The organism is Arthrobacter sp. FW306-2-2C-D06B (assembly GCF_021789175.1).
Classification (GTDB): Bacteria; Actinomycetota; Actinomycetes; order Actinomycetales; family Micrococcaceae; genus Arthrobacter.
On sequence record NZ_CP084560.1, the window covers coordinates 82,837 to 97,041 of the forward strand.

At 64.7% G+C, this 14,205-nt stretch carries 17 protein-coding genes; all 17 read left to right on the forward strand.

Translation table 11 applies throughout. The features are described 5' to 3' along the window. Positions 1–103 precede the first annotated feature (103 nt). The 17 genes from tilS to panC all read left to right on the forward strand — a co-directional run bounded on the left by tilS (position 104) and on the right by panC (position 14,150). A complete protein-coding gene (gene tilS, locus LFT47_RS00420; RefSeq protein ID WP_236814068.1) occupies positions 104–1,141 on the forward strand; it encodes a tRNA lysidine(34) synthetase TilS in 1,038 nt (345 codons plus the stop codon). Positions 1,142–1,172: 31 nt separating this feature from the next. Next, positions 1,173–1,724 (forward strand): hypoxanthine phosphoribosyltransferase, encoded by a 552-nt coding sequence (gene hpt, locus LFT47_RS00425; protein WP_059388924.1) that lies wholly within the window; start codon positions 1,173–1,175, stop codon positions 1,722–1,724. 217 nt (positions 1,725–1,941) lie between these two features. Next, positions 1,942–2,508: a SipW-dependent-type signal peptide-containing protein gene (locus LFT47_RS00430; RefSeq protein WP_236814070.1), complete on the forward strand. Its 567-nt coding sequence runs from the start codon at positions 1,942–1,944 to the stop codon at positions 2,506–2,508. A 66-nt stretch (positions 2,509–2,574) separates the two neighbouring features. Further along, complete coding sequence (locus LFT47_RS00435) at positions 2,575–3,150, forward strand: SipW-dependent-type signal peptide-containing protein (protein ID WP_236814072.1); 576 nt, start codon at positions 2,575–2,577, stop codon at positions 3,148–3,150. Then, on the forward strand, positions 3,147–3,716 hold the full coding sequence (locus LFT47_RS00440) for a signal peptidase I (protein ID WP_236814074.1): 570 nt from the start codon (positions 3,147–3,149) through the stop codon (positions 3,714–3,716). The genes LFT47_RS00435 and LFT47_RS00440 overlap by 4 nt, the downstream gene beginning before the upstream one ends. Then, positions 3,713–4,426: a hypothetical protein gene (locus LFT47_RS00445; RefSeq protein WP_236814076.1), complete on the forward strand. Its 714-nt coding sequence runs from the start codon at positions 3,713–3,715 to the stop codon at positions 4,424–4,426. Before LFT47_RS00440 ends, LFT47_RS00445 begins: the two co-directional genes overlap by 4 nt. Next, positions 4,426–4,956 (forward strand): hypothetical protein, encoded by a 531-nt coding sequence (locus LFT47_RS00450; RefSeq protein ID WP_236814077.1) that lies wholly within the window; start codon positions 4,426–4,428, stop codon positions 4,954–4,956. The genes LFT47_RS00445 and LFT47_RS00450 overlap by 1 nt, the downstream gene beginning before the upstream one ends. Before the next feature lie 238 nt (positions 4,957–5,194). Next, the gene (gene ftsH, locus LFT47_RS00455; RefSeq protein WP_236814079.1) at positions 5,195–7,264 is read left to right on the forward strand and encodes an ATP-dependent zinc metalloprotease FtsH; all 2,070 of its coding nucleotides are present in this window, start codon (positions 5,195–5,197) and stop codon (positions 7,262–7,264) included. A gap of 10 nt (positions 7,265–7,274) precedes the next feature. Then, a complete protein-coding gene (gene folE / locus LFT47_RS00460) occupies positions 7,275–7,949 on the forward strand; it encodes a GTP cyclohydrolase I FolE (RefSeq protein ID WP_236814081.1) in 675 nt (224 codons plus the stop codon). Between the two features lie 8 nt (positions 7,950–7,957). Then, complete coding sequence (gene folP / locus LFT47_RS00465; protein ID WP_236814083.1) at positions 7,958–8,863, forward strand: dihydropteroate synthase; 906 nt, start codon at positions 7,958–7,960, stop codon at positions 8,861–8,863. Positions 8,864–8,892: 29 nt separating this feature from the next. After that, positions 8,893–9,252 carry a dihydroneopterin aldolase gene (gene folB / locus LFT47_RS00470; protein WP_236814085.1) on the forward strand — a complete coding sequence of 120 codons (360 nt, stop codon included), beginning with the start codon at positions 8,893–8,895 and terminating at the stop codon, positions 9,250–9,252. Beyond that, positions 9,249–9,788, forward strand: coding sequence for a 2-amino-4-hydroxy-6-hydroxymethyldihydropteridine diphosphokinase (gene folK, locus LFT47_RS00475; protein WP_236814087.1), 540 nt, complete (start codon positions 9,249–9,251; stop codon positions 9,786–9,788). Before folB ends, folK begins: the two co-directional genes overlap by 4 nt. Positions 9,789–9,791: 3 nt before the next feature. Beyond that, on the forward strand, positions 9,792–10,313 hold the full coding sequence (locus tag LFT47_RS00480; RefSeq protein WP_236814089.1) for a DUF3180 domain-containing protein: 522 nt from the start codon (positions 9,792–9,794) through the stop codon (positions 10,311–10,313). Then, positions 10,294–10,806, forward strand: coding sequence for a PH domain-containing protein (locus LFT47_RS00485; protein WP_236814091.1), 513 nt, complete (start codon positions 10,294–10,296; stop codon positions 10,804–10,806). Before LFT47_RS00480 ends, LFT47_RS00485 begins: the two co-directional genes overlap by 20 nt. Then, positions 10,803–12,302, forward strand: a complete 1,500-nt coding sequence (locus tag LFT47_RS00490) for a PH domain-containing protein (RefSeq protein WP_236814093.1) — start codon at positions 10,803–10,805, stop codon at positions 12,300–12,302. Before LFT47_RS00485 ends, LFT47_RS00490 begins: the two co-directional genes overlap by 4 nt. Next, positions 12,295–13,245 carry a Rossmann-like and DUF2520 domain-containing protein gene (locus tag LFT47_RS00495; protein WP_236814095.1) on the forward strand — a complete coding sequence of 317 codons (951 nt, stop codon included), beginning with the start codon at positions 12,295–12,297 and terminating at the stop codon, positions 13,243–13,245. Before LFT47_RS00490 ends, LFT47_RS00495 begins: the two co-directional genes overlap by 8 nt. Before the next feature lie 2 nt (positions 13,246–13,247). Beyond that, positions 13,248–14,150 (forward strand): pantoate--beta-alanine ligase, encoded by a 903-nt coding sequence (gene panC, locus LFT47_RS00500; protein WP_236814097.1) that lies wholly within the window; start codon positions 13,248–13,250, stop codon positions 14,148–14,150. Positions 14,151–14,205: the final 55 nt, after the last annotated feature.

Consider the following 14,205-nt stretch of genomic DNA (forward strand, 5'->3'; position numbering starts at 1 on the left):
CCCATCAAGCGGTAAAAGTGCGCCAAACAGCAGTAGCAACTCACCAAGCAGCGGACGACGGCGTCCCGGGCGTTTGGTGCCGGTCGTCGGCAAAGCGCGGAATATGTTGCAGGACGCACTGGCCTCCGTGGGCTATCCCGAACGAATCCTGGTGGCATGCAGCGGCGGCCCGGACTCCTTGGCGCTTGCCTCAGTGGCGGCCTATTTTGCCCGTCGAGGCCACGTGCACGGCCGGCCCGTGAGCGTAGCCGCCGTCGTGGTCGACCACCAGTTGCAGGAAGGCTCGGCTGAGGTTGCGGCACGAACCGTGTCGATCCTGGAGGGCCTGGGACTCTCGCCCGTCCAGCTGCGGACCGTGGAGGTGGCAGCTACCGGGTTCGGGCCGGAGGCGGCAGCCCGGGACGCCCGGCACGCGGCGCTCGAAGCAGCCGCCACCGAACTCGATTGCGGAGCAATCCTGCTGGGGCACACACTCGACGACCAGGCCGAGCAGGTCCTGCTGGGCCTGGCCCGGGGCTCGGGAACCCGTTCCCTCGCCGGGATGCGGCCAGCCCGCGGCAAACTCCTTCGTCCCTTCCTCGGGCTTCGCCGCGCGGAAACGCTCGAAATCTGCGAGGTCGAGGAACTCGAAACCTGGCACGATCCCAGTAACGCTGACCCCGCCTTCGCCCGCTCGCGGACCAGGGTTGAGGTGATGCCCTTGCTTGAGGACAAGCTGGGGCCCGGTGTTGCCGAATCACTCGCCCGCACCGCCGCGATCCTCCAGCAGGATGCCGACTTCCTGGAGCAGCTTGCCGCAGAGAGCTATGCGCGCCTCGTCAACCGGACCGACGACGGGGTCTGGCTTCCCGAAGACGCCTTGAGGGAATTGTCCCCCGCGCTGAGGTTCCGGGTGATCGCCAAAGCGGCGGCCGACGTCGGGGGCCAACAGCCCGGCTACGGGCGGCTCCAGGCAGCCGAAGCTTTGCTGCGCCGGCAGGGATCTGCGGGTCCTGTGCAGCTTCCCGGAAACGTCAGCGCCTACCGCGTATCCCTGAGCGAATTGGAGCGGGAGGCCTCAGCCGGGGGAACTGCCGTTCCCCGCGAAGGCGGCGGCTGTGGGAAGCTAGTATTCCGGCATCAAAGATCGCCCCAACAGTAGCCGCACCCACGCATCAACACAGGAGCCATTGGTGGATTCAAACGACGTCCAGGCAGACCTCAAACACGTTCTCTACACCAAGGAGCAGATCCAGCAACGGATCGCCGAACTTGCTGCACAGATTGACAAGGACTACGAAGGCCGTGAGCTGCTGATCGTGGGCGTGCTCAAGGGTGCCGTCATGGTCATGGCAGACCTCGCGCGTGCGCTGCACAGCCACGTCAGCATGGACTGGATGGCGGTGTCATCCTACGGCTCCGGTACCCAGTCCTCCGGCGTGGTGCGCATCCTCAAGGACCTTGATACCGACCTGATGGGCAAGGATGTCCTGATTGTCGAAGACATCATCGATTCCGGCCTGACCCTCTCCTGGCTCAAGACCAACCTCGAATCGCGAGGCACCGCTTCCGTGGAGATCTGCACGGCTTTCCGCAAGCCTACGGCCGCCAAGGTAGAGATCGACGTCAAGTATGTCGGCTATGACATTCCCAACGAATTCGTCGTCGGCTACGGCCTCGATTACGCCGAGAAGTACCGCAACCTGGACTTTGTGGGAACCCTCGCCCCGCACGTTTACGAATAACTCTTTAGTAGCGAGACCATCGCGGCATTGCCGCGAAATGAAAGCAGGAGAAGTCGGCCGTCCCATTGGGAGGCCGACTTCATCTTTTTAACTCATTCGGGGAGGGCTAGCGATACTGGGCAATTTGCATGTTAGCGTTCAGCTCATTAGTCGTTTGACTTGACCTGTGGGGGGCATTTTGAGTACGAGTTCAGTTTCAATGTCAAAGCGTGGAAAGATGCGGGCGCTTTTGGCTGGCGGCTTGGTTCTGGGGGTCGGTGCGGCGGTTGTGTTGGCCGCGTGGAACGATTCCGAGTTCGCCACCGGGACATTCACGGCGGGCACCTTCAATCTTCAGGGAAGCACAGACGGCGCGTCGTACGCGGATCACTCTGCTTCCCCCGGAGCCACCCTGCCGTTCACCCTCAACCCGTCCAACCTGGCGCCGGGGGACACCGTCTACGCACCCTTCGCGGTACGGTTGGCGGCCAACACCACCACGGGGTCCACGGTCACGGTGAACACAGCCACGGCCACCGGCTCGGTCGCGAACCTGAGCTTCGAACTCGTTGAACCCACTTCCTTCGGATGCTCCAGCAGCACCACGGGAACTCAATTGGTGCCCGCGGGTACCGCCCTCAACGGAGCGCTGAGCGGAGTTACATTCACGCTCAACGCCGGCAGCCCCTCGAGCGATCCCGGTGGTCCGGTCTTCCTCTGCTTCAAAGTGACTGCCGCTGCGGGCTTGGTCCAAGGGCAAAGCGGTACGGCCACGTGGCAGTTCGCTGCGGCATCCACCTCCTGATCAGCCACGATGAACGGACGCAGGGCGACTCGTCGGCCTGAGAGGGGTCGTCAGCGCTTCCTTCGCGTGCGCGCCATCCTGGCCGGTGGCCTGGTTCTCGGTGTTGGATGCACGCTGACCCTCGCTGCCTGGAACGACTCCGAGTTCGCGGCCGGAACGTTCACGGCCAGCTCGTTCCAGATCGAATCCTCCGTCAATTCAGGAGGCGCATGGCTGGCACACCCCACGTCGGGATCCGCCGCCACCATGGCATTCAATGCTGCAGGAATGTCACCAAGCTCCGTGAACTACGCTCCCATCTGGATCCGGACTACGGCGGGGTCGCTTTCCGGAACCTTGACGCTCCGAGGCGCCAGCAATGACAACGCCGCCTTGGCCGCCGCCCTGGCCTATCGCGTAGTCCGGTACTCGTCCGGAACGTGCGACTCCAGCCAGTTCACAGCCGGTGCGAGCTACCTCGTCGGGACCTCGGCGTCGAAGGTGCCGCTAACCACGTCCGGGAGCGCAACAGCGGTGGCCGCGAACTCGCTGAGCCCGACGCAGATGTGCTTCGAGGTCACCATGCTTGCCTCCGCAGACAACTCCCTGCAGGGGGCCACGGTGACGGCGACCTGGGAAATCAAGGGGACGCCTGACTCATGAGCGGGGCGTTTGATCCGGTGGGGTCCCGACGACGGGCGGCCAACAACCGCAGGCGCCCCGCCGACGTCGTGCGCGAGACGCTGCTCAACCTCGCCGCGATCGGCGGCGCGATCTGCATCCTCCTGACGTTGGCTGCCGTCCTTTTCCACATCACGCTCATCATGTTCAAGACCGGCTCCATGTCTCCCACCATCCCTGCCGGATCACTGGCCGTAGTTCGCGAGGTCCCGGCGACGGAAGCGCGGATCGGGGACGTCGTCACCGTGGATCGGCCGGGGCAGTTGCCCGTCACCCACCGGGTCACATCCTCCCGGATGGTCGACGCCACCACAGCCATCCTCACGCTCAAAGGCGACGCCAACCCGGTGGAGGACCCCGCTCCATACACCGTCTCCAAAGTCCGCACGGTGCTCTATTCGGTGCCGGGCATTGCCTACTTTGTCGCGGGAGCATCGAACCCCTGGGTGCTTGGCGGCACCACGGTTGCCGTCTCCGCCTTGGTGACCTGGGCGCTATGGCCCCGGCCGGAGAGAGCCCCGCGGGCGCGACCCAAGGCGAAGGCATGATCGAACACGTGAGCCGCCGGCGTTACGCGGCAACAGTCGCCTCGGTATTGCTTGGCCTGCTGAGTGCCGCTCCGGCGTCCGCAGCGACAGACGGGCCGGACCTGATCCTGACGCACGGCGGTAGCAATCCGCCAGCCGTCCTCGCGCCCGGATCTACCAGCAGATGGAGTATCGGGGTGACCACCAGGGCCGTGACGCTGCGCGATTTGACGATGCGGCTGAGAGCGGAGGATCCCCTCGGACAACTTTCCGCATCGGACCCATTGGCGCGACTTGTCACCGTGGACGTACGCAGTTGCCCCACGGCGTGGGTGTCGGAAGTCTGTCCGTCTGGCGAAAACACCGTTATTTCGGCGACGACACTTGCCTCGCTGAGCGACACGGGCGCAGTCAGCCTCGCAAATCCCGACGGCGGGATCCCGGCCGGCGTCGAACTGCTGCTCAGCGTCACATTGTCGCCAGCGGCCGGCAACGGCGTGCAAGGGCTTTCAACCAGGATTGCCGCCCGGGTTGACGCCGCTGGCGAGCCCGTGTCGGCGCGTGACTTTCCAGGTATCGCCCTCTCCGATACCGGATTTCGCCTGGGCATCTTTGCGCTTCTGGGCATTGGCGCCGTCCTGGCCGGGGCCGCCGCATCGAGGTTCGCCGGTGTCCGTGCTGTCGCGACGGCCGATGGAACCGCGCCCGCCCGTGACCCGGGTGGTGACTGATGTTAAGACCCCCGACGTCGCGCAAGCTGAGATCGCAGCTCGCGGTGGCCGGGGTCGCGGCCGCCCTGTTGGTGGTCCCGGCTGGAACCGGAACGACGGACGCGAGCTGGAGCGCCTCCGACTTTGGTGCCGGAACCCTGAACGCGCTCAGGGTTCCGCCTACCGTCATGATCGGCCCGTGCACCCTCAGCCCGGGGTTGGCCGGGGCCAACCCCGTGATTACCGTCAACTGGCAATTCCCCGCGGGAACCGGGTATGTGGCACCCGCCAACGTCAACTACTACGTAGCCAGTGGGGGGTTGCTTTCAAACCTGACTCCCGTGACCCCTGGAAGCAGCCTGGCCACCACCGGCCCCGCAAATGGGGTGTATACGACGCAGTTTAAGTCAGGCATCCTGAGCGGATTACTCGGCGGAACTTACAGCGTCTATCTGCAGACGAAGGACGGCTCGGGGTGGGTCTCCACCTTGGCGACGGCAAACGCGTCCATGGGACTGGCCGGCTCCAACCCGGTATGCACCTTGCAGTAGTTCCAACCGGCCGGCGATTGCGTTCGACCCCTAGCGCGGGGCTCCTGAAAGAACCATGGATTTCCCCCGGGAGTTTCCGGAATTCCGCGATCATGTACGCCTAGAGGGAACTTTTGCCTCTCACTGTGCGTGAATCACTCCGAACGGTGTAAAGCTAGAAACTGACGCAGCACCACACGCGCGCAGACACTGCGCCGTGCAGCACTACCAGGAGGGACGGGGCGGAGCCCCCGAACAGATGAAAGCTAAGAGTTTCTTCAAGGGCCCGGGCATCTGGATTGTTGTCGTAGTCGGCTTGCTCCTGGTGGCATTTGCAACCCTTGCCCCCGGCGGATCCACCCGTATCGACACCGACAAGGGCCTCGCGATCCTCGCGCAGAGCGGCAAGGTGGCCCAGGCCAAAATCTACGATGCCGAGAACCGCGTTGACCTGACGCTGAAAGACAACCTCGTCATCGATGGCCAGGACAAGGGTAAAAACGTCCAGTTCTTCTACGTCACCGCGCGAGCCGGGGATGTCGTCAAGGCCGTCACCAACGCCCAACCATCCGGTGGCTTCACAGACCAGCCCGTCGAGAACAACTGGTTCTCCGGACTGTTCTCGCTCCTCATCCCCGTCCTCCTGCTGGGTGTGCTTTTCTGGTTCCTGCTCTCGCGCATGCAAGGCGGCGGTTCCAAGGTGATGCAGTTCGGCAAGTCGAAGGCCAAGCTGGTCAACAAGGACATGCCCCAGGTCACCTTCTCGGATGTCGCGGGTGCCGATGAAGCAGTCGAAGAACTCCAGGAGATCAAGGAATTCCTCGCGGAACCGGCAAAGTTCCAGGCCGTTGGCGCAAAGATCCCCAAGGGTGTGCTGTTGTACGGCCCTCCCGGCACCGGCAAGACCCTCCTGGCCCGCGCCGTCGCAGGCGAGGCCGGCGTCCCGTTCTTCTCGATCTCCGGCTCGGACTTCGTTGAAATGTTCGTAGGTGTCGGCGCTTCCCGTGTCCGCGACCTCTTCGAACAAGCCAAGGCCAATGCGCCGGCCATCATTTTCGTTGACGAGATCGACGCCGTCGGACGTCACCGCGGCGCCGGTATCGGCGGCGGCAACGACGAGCGCGAGCAGACCCTTAACCAGCTCCTCGTCGAGATGGACGGCTTCGATGTCAAGACCAACGTCATCCTGATCGCTGCAACCAACCGTCCGGACGTCCTGGACCCTGCCCTGCTCCGTCCGGGCCGCTTCGACCGCCAGATCACTGTTGAAGCACCGGACCTGATAGGTCGCGAACAGATCTTGAATGTCCACGCCAAGGGCAAGCCCATGGCCCACGGCGTCGACCTCAAGGGTGTCGCGAAGAAGACCCCGGGCTACACGGGTGCCGACCTCGCCAATGTGCTCAACGAGGCCGCCCTCTTGACGGCAAGGTCCAATGCAAACCTGATTGACGACCGCGCCCTGGACGAGGCAATCGACCGTGTCATGGCCGGCCCGCAGAAGCGCAGCCGCGTCATGAAGGAAATGGAACGCAAGATCACGGCCTACCACGAAGGCGGCCACGCCCTGGTGGCGGCAGCATTGCGCAATTCGGCCCCTGTCACGAAGATCACCATCCTGCCCCGAGGCCGCGCACTCGGCTACACGATGGTTGTCCCCGAGGACGACAAGTACTCGATCACGCGCAACGAACTCCTGGACCAGATGGCCTATGCCATGGGTGGCCGCGTCGCAGAGGAAATCGTCTTCCACGACCCCTCCACGGGCGCCTCGAACGATATCGAAAAGGCCACCGGGACGGCGCGCAAGATGGTCACCCAGTTCGGCATGAGCGAGCGCATCGGCGCCGTGAAGCTTGGCGCAGGCGGCGGCGAGCCGTTCCTTGGCCGGGATATGGCACAGGAACGCAACTACTCCGACTCGGTGGCGTACATCGTTGACGAGGAAGTGCGGCGCCTGATCGATCAGGCCCATGACGAGGCCTATGCGATCCTGACCGAGAACCGCGACGTCCTGGACCAGTTGGCCCTCGAACTGCTTGAGCGCGAAACGCTGAACCAGGCGGAGATCGCCTACATCTTCCGCGACATCCGCAAGCGTGACTTCCGCGAGGTGTGGCTCTCCAAGGAGTCCCGTCCGGTCCAGACCATCCCGCCGGTGGAATCCCGTGCAGAGAAGGCTGAACGTGAGGCACAGGAAGAGGCCAAGGCGGCTCGTCTCGAAGAGCCTTTGGATGCCCAGTCCCCGCATCCGCAGGGAGTCGGCAGCCAGGAGTCATTTACCGGGCAGGGACCGGACGCGGGCACCGACGTTTCGCATCAGGGCTAAGCTTTCTGCTGTGACTCACATCGACGACGACGACTTCAGCGGTGCCGCCAGTGATGACTTTGGCCGCACTTCCGGGGGGAAACCAGGTGGCCACGGCCACGGCCATGGCCATCACTCATATAAGGTCGACCGCCCCCGCATCGAGGCGGCCGTCCGCGAGATCCTCATTGCCGTGGGCGAGGACCCGGACCGTGGCGGCCTGGTGGATACGCCGAAGCGCGTTGCCAAGGCTTACGCCGAGGTCTTCGCGGGCCTGCACCAGGACCCGGAGGATGTCCTGTCCACCACGTTCGACCTCGACCATGAGGAACTCGTGCTGGTCAAGGACATCCCGTTCTATTCCACGTGCGAGCACCATTTGGTACCGTTCCACGGCGTCGCGCACGTTGGATACATCCCTTCCCACGACGGCAAAGTGACGGGGCTGAGCAAGCTGGCCCGTCTCGTGGACATTTTTGCCCGCCGCCCCCAAGTGCAGGAACGCCTGACCACCCAGATCGTCGAAGCGCTCGTGACCCACCTCAAGCCCCGGGGCGCGATCGTCGTCGTCGAATGCGAACACATGTGCATGTCCATGCGTGGCATCCGCAAGCCCGGCGCCAAGACCGTCACCAGCGCAGTGCGTGGGCAACTTCATGACCCGGCCACCCGTGCCGAAGCCATGAGCCTCATACTCGGAAGGTAACAAAGACCATGGACTCCCTCGCAGCAGCACCAGGAACGGGCCCGGCTACCAGCCCCCTGCCCATCCTCCGCAAACCCCGTCCAGCCGCCCGCTTCGCGGACCTGCCGGCCGACCGCACGCTTGTCATGGGAATTCTGAACGTCACGCCGGATTCATTCAGCGACGGCGGCAAGCATCCCACGGCGGACACCGCGATCGCCCACGCTTTGCGCATGTTGTACGCCGGAGCGGACATCATCGACGTCGGCGGCGAATCGACCCGTCCGGGCGCCGAGCCGGTTTCCCCGGAAGAAGAGCAGCGCCGGGTCTTGCCGGTGATTCAAGCACTCGTGAAGGCCGGGGCGCTCGTCAGCATCGACACGACGCACGCGTCCACGGCCGCCGCTGCCGTGGAGGCCGGCGCCGCGATCATCAACGACGTCTCCGGATTGAGCATCGAACCTGAGATGGCCGAACTCGTCGCACGCACCAAGGTGCCCTATGTCTTGACGCATCGCCGGGGCGACGCCGAAACGATGAACACCCTTGCCGACTACGGCAACGTCGTAGAGGAAGTCATCGAAGAGCTCAAGGGCGTCCGCGACAAGCTCTACGCGGCAGGCGTCACAGCGGAACAAATCATTGTGGATCCCGGCCTGGGCTTCTCCAAGGACGAGGACCAGAACTGGCAGCTCCTCAAGTACATCGGCAAGCTGGACGAACTTGGCCACAAGGTCCTGATCGGAGCTTCACGCAAACGATTCCTGGGTACGCTCCTGACCGTGGCCGGCAAGGCGGCGGCGCCCGAGGAACGGGATCATGCCACCGCTGCCATCACGGCAATCAGTGCCGCGAACGGCGCCTGGGCCGTGCGCGTCCACGACGTCGGCCCCAGCCTTGACGCCGTCAAGGTCGCCGCGCGCATCAGACACTAAACTTGGTGAACAGAGGGGGAGGGACCGGTTTGGACAAGATCACACTGACCGGCGTGACCGCCGTCGGGCACCACGGCGTCTTCGACTTCGAGCGCCGGGACGGACAGCCTTTCGTCGTCGACGCTGTGCTGTACACCGATTTCAGCAAGGCCGCGGAAACGGATGACCTGCAGTTCACGGCTCACTACGGTGAAGTGGCCGAGTACATTACGTCACTCATTTCGGGCGAGCCACTGAACCTTATCGAGGCTCTCGCGGTGCGGATCGCGGAGGGGATTCTGGCGGGCTTCAACGTCGCCGCCGTCGATGTCACGGTCCACAAACCCAAAGCTCCCATCGAAGTGCCCTTCGGTGACGTCACTGTCAGTGTCCACAGGGAGCGTGCATGAGTTCCGGTTTCACGAAAGCCATCCTGGCCCTCGGCAGCAACTTGGGCGAGCGGAACGACACACTGTCCACCGCCGTTGCCGACCTCGTTGATCGCCCGGAAATCCGCCTGCTCGGTGTCTCTCCCGTGGTGCAGACCAAAGCCGTGGGCGGGCCCGCGGGGCAACCGGATTTCCTCAACATGGTGATTGCCATTGAGACGACCCTTGCGCCGCTGGAACTCTTGAAGCACTGCCACGACGTCGAACAAATGCACCACCGGGTCCGCGAGGTCCGCTGGGGCCCCCGCACATTGGACGTGGACATCATCGTCTACGGCGAACTCGCGAGCGACGACGAAACGCTGACTCTGCCTCATCCGCGTGCTGCGGAGCGCGCCTTCGTGCTCTATCCATGGGCCCTCTTGGACCCTGCGGCGCGGCTCAACGGTGAAAGCGTCGCCGAGCTGGCCGCCAAGGCAGAGGACTTTCCCGGGCTTCGGCCTTTTGACGGGTTCGACGGATCCGGCAGCGTCGCTGCCGCGGGAGCGGTGGAATAGTCCATGAAGGCCATGCGTCCGCTTTTGTTGGCGATCATCGCCGTCGTTCTTGCCGCAATTGGCTGGCTGACCACCGTGCTCACCACGCGCTACAGCATGGCGACGCCGGTGCTTCCTCCTTCCGCGTTGGTGACCATGGGCTTCATCGCCGTGCTCACCTTGATCATGGGCATAAGGGTCCTGCGATGGCGCAACGGCAAGAAGAAGACCATGCTCAACCCCATCCTGGCCGCGCGAACCCTGATTCTGGCCCAGGCCTGCGCTTATGCGGGCACCGTGCTGCTGGGCTGGCACGCGGGAATCGTGATTGAGCAACTCCGGCTTTGGAGCTTCCGCAGTGACCAAGGCATCTTGTGGCTCGCGCTGATCATGGGCGGCGGCGGTCTCATCATGACCGTCGTGGGGCTCGTGGTGGAGCGGTTCTGCCGAATTCCTCCGGAAGACCTGGAAGGCGGCCCGGGCGTCAGGGATCCACACCGTGGCGAGGCCAAGGGCGAAGGCGAATATGCATACCGAGGCGATTGATCCTCCTGGCATCCAGTGGCTGCGTGTATCGCCGAAATACGTGACGGTGCGGCTCGTCGAGTGGGCTATCGGGAACGTGATCACGATCGGCCTGTTCAGCCTGCCCTTGCTCTTCGTGGCACTGGGATGGTGGAAGTGGCCGCCATTGTGGCTGGCCGTCGCCGTTCCCGCAGCCTTTCTGTTGCTTGCCCTGTGGCGGCTCGTGTTGATCCCGAGGCAAGTGAGGGCCATCGGCTATGCGGAACGCGACGAAGACCTGCTGATCCGCCGCGGCATCTTCTTCCAGCGGACCATGGTGGTTCCCTACGGCCGGATGCAGTACGTCGATGTCGCGGTTGGACCCGTTGAGCGGGTCTTGGGGCTGTGCAACCTCAAACTCCACACCGCCTCGGCTGGAACCAACGCCCACCTGCCCGGACTTCCCGCCACTGAAGGTGCGCGGCTGCGCGAGCAGCTTTCGGCCCGCGGCGAAGCGAGGCTGGCCGGGCTGTGACCCAGGAACAGGCCGTCGTCGACGGCGACTGGCACCGCGTCCACCCGGCGTCGCCATTCGTTCGGGGATGGGTGGCACTTGCGGCGATCATCTATTTCTTCGGCCGCGATACCTTCGAACGGGCCCTTCAAGGCCGCGGGACCATTGGCGACAACTTCAACGAACGCACGCTTTGGCTTCTGGCCGGGGGCGGCGTCGTGCTGTTACTGGCTTTGGGGTCCTTCGTCCTCAGCTGGTATTTCACCCGGTATCAGCTTGCCGAAGGCTATGTCCGGGTCAACACGGGGTTCCTGTTCAAACAGCAGCGACAGGCGCGGCTTGACCGGGTCCAGGCCATCGACATCGTGCAGCCCCTGCTCGCCCGGATTTTCGGTCTCGCGGAGCTGAAGTTCGAGGTGGCCGACGCCGGCCACTCGGCGGTGCGGCTCTCGTACCTCAGGCTCGCGCAGGCCAAACAGCTCCGTGCCACCATCCTGGGCCGGGCAGCCGGTATTGCCGACGGGAGCGAAACGGTCCAGGTGCCCGAGGCACCCGAGCAGGTGGTGCTCTACGTGCCGCCTGGAAGGCTTGTCGGTTCGCTCATCCTGAGCGAGCAAAGCCTCTTCATTGTGCTCAGCGCCCTCGCGTCGGTCCTGGTGTCAGTGCTGACCGAGTCCCGGGCCTTCATCCTTTACCTGATACCGGCAATCCTCGGCTTGGGCACCGCCTACTGGCGCTCGTTCAACACCGGCTACAACTTTACGGCGGCAATTTCCCCGGACGGGATCCGTCTGCGCTACGGACTCCTGGATACCCGGGCCCAGACCGTGCCTCCCGGCCGCATCCAGGCGCTCAAGGTCACGCAGCCGCCGCTGTGGCGCGTTCTCGGCTGGTATCGGATCCACGTGAACGTTGCCGGCTACGGTGAACACCACCGCAGCGAAGGCGAACACCGGACCTTGCTGCTTCCAGTCGGTCGGAAGCCCGAGGTGATGATGATGCTCTCCCTCGTCTTGCCCGATCCTGGTACCGCCGACCCTGAGCGCGTGTTCACCGCCGGGTTGACCGGCCTGGATTCCAGCGCCGGCTTTGTCACCACCCCCAAGCGTGCCTGGATACTTTCCCCGCTGGGTTGGCGACGCAACGGCTTCCTTTCAACGGACACGGCCCTGCTGCTGCGCTCCGGCCGTTTGTGGCGGAAGCTGGTGATGGTCCCGCACCAACGAACCCAGTCCATCGCCGTCCACCAAGGTCCGTTGGCCCGGCTGTTCGGCGTGGCCGACCTCGTGTTGCATACGACACCAGGGCCGGTGGCGCCCCGGCTCATCCAGGCAGCCACAGAGGAAGCACTCGGCTTGTTCGACCAGCAGGCAGCCCGGGCCCGGAAAGCCCGCAAACTGCAGAGTAGCGAGCAGTGGCTAGCGCAACTTCCGCCCGTGGCGATGCCGGCCCCGGCCCCGCCGACCACGCATGCCATGCAGCGTGCATCAACCCAGGAGGGACACGACCATGGCTAGGCCAGGACGACTCGGCGTAGGAATCATTGGCGCCGGCAAGGTGGGTGCCGTATTGGGTGCGGCCCTGCGCGGAGCCGAGCACGCCGTCGTCGGGGTTTCCGCAGTGTCGGAAGCGAGCCGGGAGCGGGCGGAGACGCTGCTGCCGGGGGTCCCGATCCTCGAAATCCAGGAGATCGTGGAACGGTCCGAGTTGGTGCTCCTCGCCGTTCCGGACGATGCCCTCGGCGAACTAGTGACAGGACTGGCCAAGCTCGGAGCGTGGCAGCCCGGACAGCTCGTGGCGCACACTTCCGGCCGCTTCGGCGTCGGAATACTGAAGCCGGTCCGCGCGGCAGGTGCCATTCCGCTCGCCCTCCACCCGGCCATGACGTTCACGGGCATGAGCCTGGACCTGACCCGGCTTTTGGACTGCACTTTCGGGGTCACCGCCGACGCCGCGATGTTGCCCATCGCCCAAGCCCTCGTGGTGGAGATGGGTGCCGAACCGGTGGCCATTGCCGAGGCCGACCGCACGCTTTACCACGCAGCCCTCGCGCACAGCTCGAACCACATGGTCACCCTTGTGGCCCAGTCATCCCAACTGCTTCGGGACATCGGCGTCGACGCGCCGGAACGAATGCTCGGCCCGTTGCTCCGCGCCACCTTGGAAAACGCTCTGGCCTCAGGCGAGTCCGCGTTGACCGGGCCCGTGGCCCGCGGGGATGTGGGAACCGTGGCCGCCCATGCGGAGGCCCTCAAGGAGTACGACGGCGGTGCCGGCGGCGATGTCCTCGTCGCCTACCGGGCCATGGCGCGCGCCACGGCCCGCCGGGCGGTCAATCGCGGACTGTTAAAGCAGGGCCAGTTTGGCGACATCAACAATGCCTTGGACGGCCCAGGCACGGCGGACAACGGTGAGGATCGTCCAGGCAGCGACGCTGCCGGGACGCAGGAAGGAAACTGAGAATGGCCATCAAACTTGTGACCACCGCGGCGGAACTGCGGGCCGAAAGCGCGCGGTTGCTCGCGGAAAAGCGCGGCAGCTCGCAAGGCCTCGTCCCCACGATGGGAGCGCTGCACACCGGTCACGCAGCACTGGCCCGCACCGCCGTCGAGCAGAACGACGTGGTGGTGGTCTCCATCTTCGTGAACCCCCTGCAATTCGGCGAGGCCGCGGACCTCGAACGCTACCCGCGCACGCTCGATGCCGATATGGCCCTCCTTGACGCCGAGGGCGTGGATCTCGTCTTCGCCCCTTCCGTTGACGAGGTTTATCCCGGCGGGGAGCCGTTGGTCCGGGTGACTTCGGGACCACTGGGCGAGAAATGGGAGGGGGCCTCGCGTCCCGGCCACTTCGACGGCGCCCTCACTGTGGTCGCCAAACTGCTGCACTACGGCCTGCCTGGCGGTCCAGCCGCCGACGGCGGTGCTGCCGCGTACCGCGCGTACTTCGGCCAGAAGGATGCCCAGCAGTTAGCCCTCGTGAAGAGGATGGTGGCCGATCTCAGCTTTCCGGTGGACATCGTGGCCGTGCCGACCGTGCGCAACACGGAAGGGCTGGCGCTTTCCAGCCGGAACCGTTTCCTTTCCGAAGAAGAGCAAGAAGCCGCACTGGTGCTGTCCCGCGCCCTTCGCCTCCTCGAGTCCCGCGCCCTGGCGAACGAACCGCTCGAGCTGGACTCCGCCGTCGCGCTCGTTGAATCCCAGCCCCTCGTGAAGCTGGACTATTTCGACGTCGTCGACCCCCGGACGCTGGAACCGCTCGCGGAAAACTGCAAGGAAACTCCGTTCCGCGGTGAAGGGCTTGCGATCATCGCGGCGAAGGTCGGGCCCGTGCGCTTGATTGACAACGTGCCGCTGAGTTCCTGAACACTCTTAACTTTCGGATGCCCGTACGCAAACGTTTGGATTAAGCTGCTGACGG

Excerpts from the sequence above, each read along its gene's own strand:
- tilS (WP_236814068.1), top strand. The coding sequence starts at position 104 with ATGTTGCAGGACGCACTGGCCTCCGTGGGCTATCCCGAACGAATCCTG.
- LFT47_RS00430 (WP_236814070.1), top strand. The coding sequence starts at position 1,942 with ATGCGGGCGCTTTTGGCTGGCGGCTTGGTTCTGGGGGTCGGTGCGGCG.
- LFT47_RS00440 (WP_236814074.1), top strand. The coding sequence starts at position 3,147 with ATGAGCGGGGCGTTTGATCCGGTGGGGTCCCGACGACGGGCGGCCAAC.
- LFT47_RS00445 (WP_236814076.1), top strand. The coding sequence starts at position 3,713 with ATGATCGAACACGTGAGCCGCCGGCGTTACGCGGCAACAGTCGCCTCG.
- LFT47_RS00450 (WP_236814077.1), top strand. The coding sequence starts at position 4,426 with ATGTTAAGACCCCCGACGTCGCGCAAGCTGAGATCGCAGCTCGCGGTG.
- ftsH (WP_236814079.1), top strand. The coding sequence starts at position 5,195 with ATGAAAGCTAAGAGTTTCTTCAAGGGCCCGGGCATCTGGATTGTTGTC.
- folP (WP_236814083.1), top strand. The coding sequence starts at position 7,958 with ATGGACTCCCTCGCAGCAGCACCAGGAACGGGCCCGGCTACCAGCCCC.
- folK (WP_236814087.1), top strand. The coding sequence starts at position 9,249 with ATGAGTTCCGGTTTCACGAAAGCCATCCTGGCCCTCGGCAGCAACTTG.
- LFT47_RS00480 (WP_236814089.1), top strand. The coding sequence starts at position 9,792 with ATGAAGGCCATGCGTCCGCTTTTGTTGGCGATCATCGCCGTCGTTCTT.
- LFT47_RS00485 (WP_236814091.1), top strand. The coding sequence starts at position 10,294 with ATGCATACCGAGGCGATTGATCCTCCTGGCATCCAGTGGCTGCGTGTA.
- LFT47_RS00495 (WP_236814095.1), top strand. The coding sequence starts at position 12,295 with ATGGCTAGGCCAGGACGACTCGGCGTAGGAATCATTGGCGCCGGCAAG.
- panC (WP_236814097.1), top strand. The coding sequence starts at position 13,248 with ATGGCCATCAAACTTGTGACCACCGCGGCGGAACTGCGGGCCGAAAGC.